Genomic DNA, 1,572 nt, shown 5'->3' with positions numbered 1-1,572 from the left:
CGTGTTTTTGGAATGGGTGAGTCAGGCATTCAAGAGCGTGTTTTTAAGAGTGGTTTGAAACTTCCAAAAGAATTGGAGCTTGGGTTTCGCGCTTCATTGCCAATGTTGGAGTTAAAGCTCCAAGCAAATCATGAGCAAGACTATGCGTTGCTCGAGCATTTTTCTGAACAAGTGGAGCAATTATTTGGCGCGCATATTGTGACCGATGATAATCGCAGCATTGCGCATGTCGTGAAAGATTTATTGTTAGCGCAAAGCAAACGTGTGACCTTTGCCGAGTCATGTACGGGCGGACTGATCAGCTCTATGATGACCGAGCTTGATGGCGCTTCGGGCGTATTTGATGCTGGCTTTGTTACTTACTCCAATGAAATGAAGCAGAAGATGCTCGGCGTCGAAGAAGCGACATTAATTGCACATGGCGCGGTTAGCCAAGCGGTTGTAGAACAAATGCTATCAGGCGCCTTGGATCGAAGCGGCGCTGATTTAGGTGTCGCGGTATCAGGAATAGCTGGGCCTCAAGGTGGTACAACAGATAAACCTGTCGGTACTGTATGGGTGGCGTGGGGAAGTAAGAGTGAGATAAAGGCACACTGTTTCTACTTTCCAGTAGACAGAAAACGCTTTCAAATACTCGTTGCGGCCTTGGGTTTCGATCTATTGCGTCGTGAGCTGATGCAAGTCAATGAAGAAGCGGCATATTTCAAAGAACGTAGCTTAAAGAACAAGAATTAGTGCGCTGGAAATGAAAAATTATGGGCCGCGTAGATTTGCGACCCATAGGGCACGAGTTTAATTACTTACTCGTATTTGCAAAGATAAGCAGTATCCGTCGGGACGACTAGATCGAAAGACTGATTTGCTTCAACTTCAAATGTTTGGCCATCTGTGAAGCTGACGAATTCGTCGCTATCAGGCAACTTAACTTGAAGCTCGCCAGCGACAACAGTCATGTATTCTTTTTGGCTTGTGCCGAAGGTGTATTCACCGGCAACCATTACACCTACTGTTGCAGGTAGATCTTTGCCTTCGAATGCGATTGATTTTACTTTGCCGTCAAAGTACTCATTAACTGATAACATGCTGATTCTCCAAAATTAACGTCAACTACGCGAGCGCGAGTGGCCAAAAAACTGGCGCGTAGTATACGCGCAGCTTGCTCAAATGCCGAACAAAATCGACGAAACATGATGAATACAGAAACGATTATTGACCTGATACGACACGGAGAGCCTGAAGGTGGGCAAAAACTTCGTGGCACGCTTGATGATCCACTCTCAGAGCTAGGCTGGGAGCAAATGCGAACATCCGTAGGTGAGCATTCTCCTTGGGCAAGTATTGTCTCGTCGCCTTTATCGCGATGTCGTTATTTTGCCGGTGAACTGGCAGATAAACTGTCGCTAGATCTCGATATCAATGCAGAGTTTCGTGAAATTGCATTTGGCGAGTGGGAAGGCCTCACCAATAAGCAATTGATGGAAGGAAACAAAGAGGCGTTTTCTAAGTACTGGCAAGATCCCGAGAACAATACGCCTCCTGGCGGAGAACCGCTCAGTCAGTTCGTGACACGAG

The 1,572-nt window shown here is 46.6% G+C and carries 3 protein-coding genes; 2 read left to right on the top strand and 1 reads right to left on the bottom strand.

Features of this window, described 5'->3' with window-relative positions; all coding sequences use genetic code 11:
- The coding region (locus A3739_RS17800) for a CinA family protein (protein WP_156502663.1) at nt 1-735 on the top strand (735 nt) is incomplete at its 5' end.
- Between the two features lie 65 nt (nt 736-800).
- On the opposite strand, the gene A3739_RS17795 is transcribed toward A3739_RS17800, so the two are convergent.
- Nucleotides 801-1,082: a pyrimidine/purine nucleoside phosphorylase gene (locus A3739_RS17795; RefSeq protein ID WP_068502282.1), complete on the bottom strand. Its 282-nt coding sequence runs from the start codon at nt 1,080-1,082 to the stop codon at nt 801-803.
- Between the two features lie 105 nt (nt 1,083-1,187).
- Between A3739_RS17795 and A3739_RS17790 the strand changes: the two genes are divergently transcribed.
- On the top strand, nt 1,188-1,572 hold a 385-nt coding region (locus A3739_RS17790; protein ID WP_197472407.1), incomplete at its 3' end, for a histidine phosphatase family protein.

The organism is Oleiphilus sp. HI0067, from assembly GCF_001635735.1.
Note: the sequence above shows the minus strand (reverse complement) of the source record. Positions and strands in the feature narration are given on the sequence as shown.

Bases quoted from the DNA above. Each gene is read 5' to 3' on its own strand.
- A3739_RS17795 (WP_068502282.1), bottom strand. From the start codon at position 1,082: ATGTTATCAGTTAATGAGTACTTTGACGGCAAAGTAAAATCAATCGCA.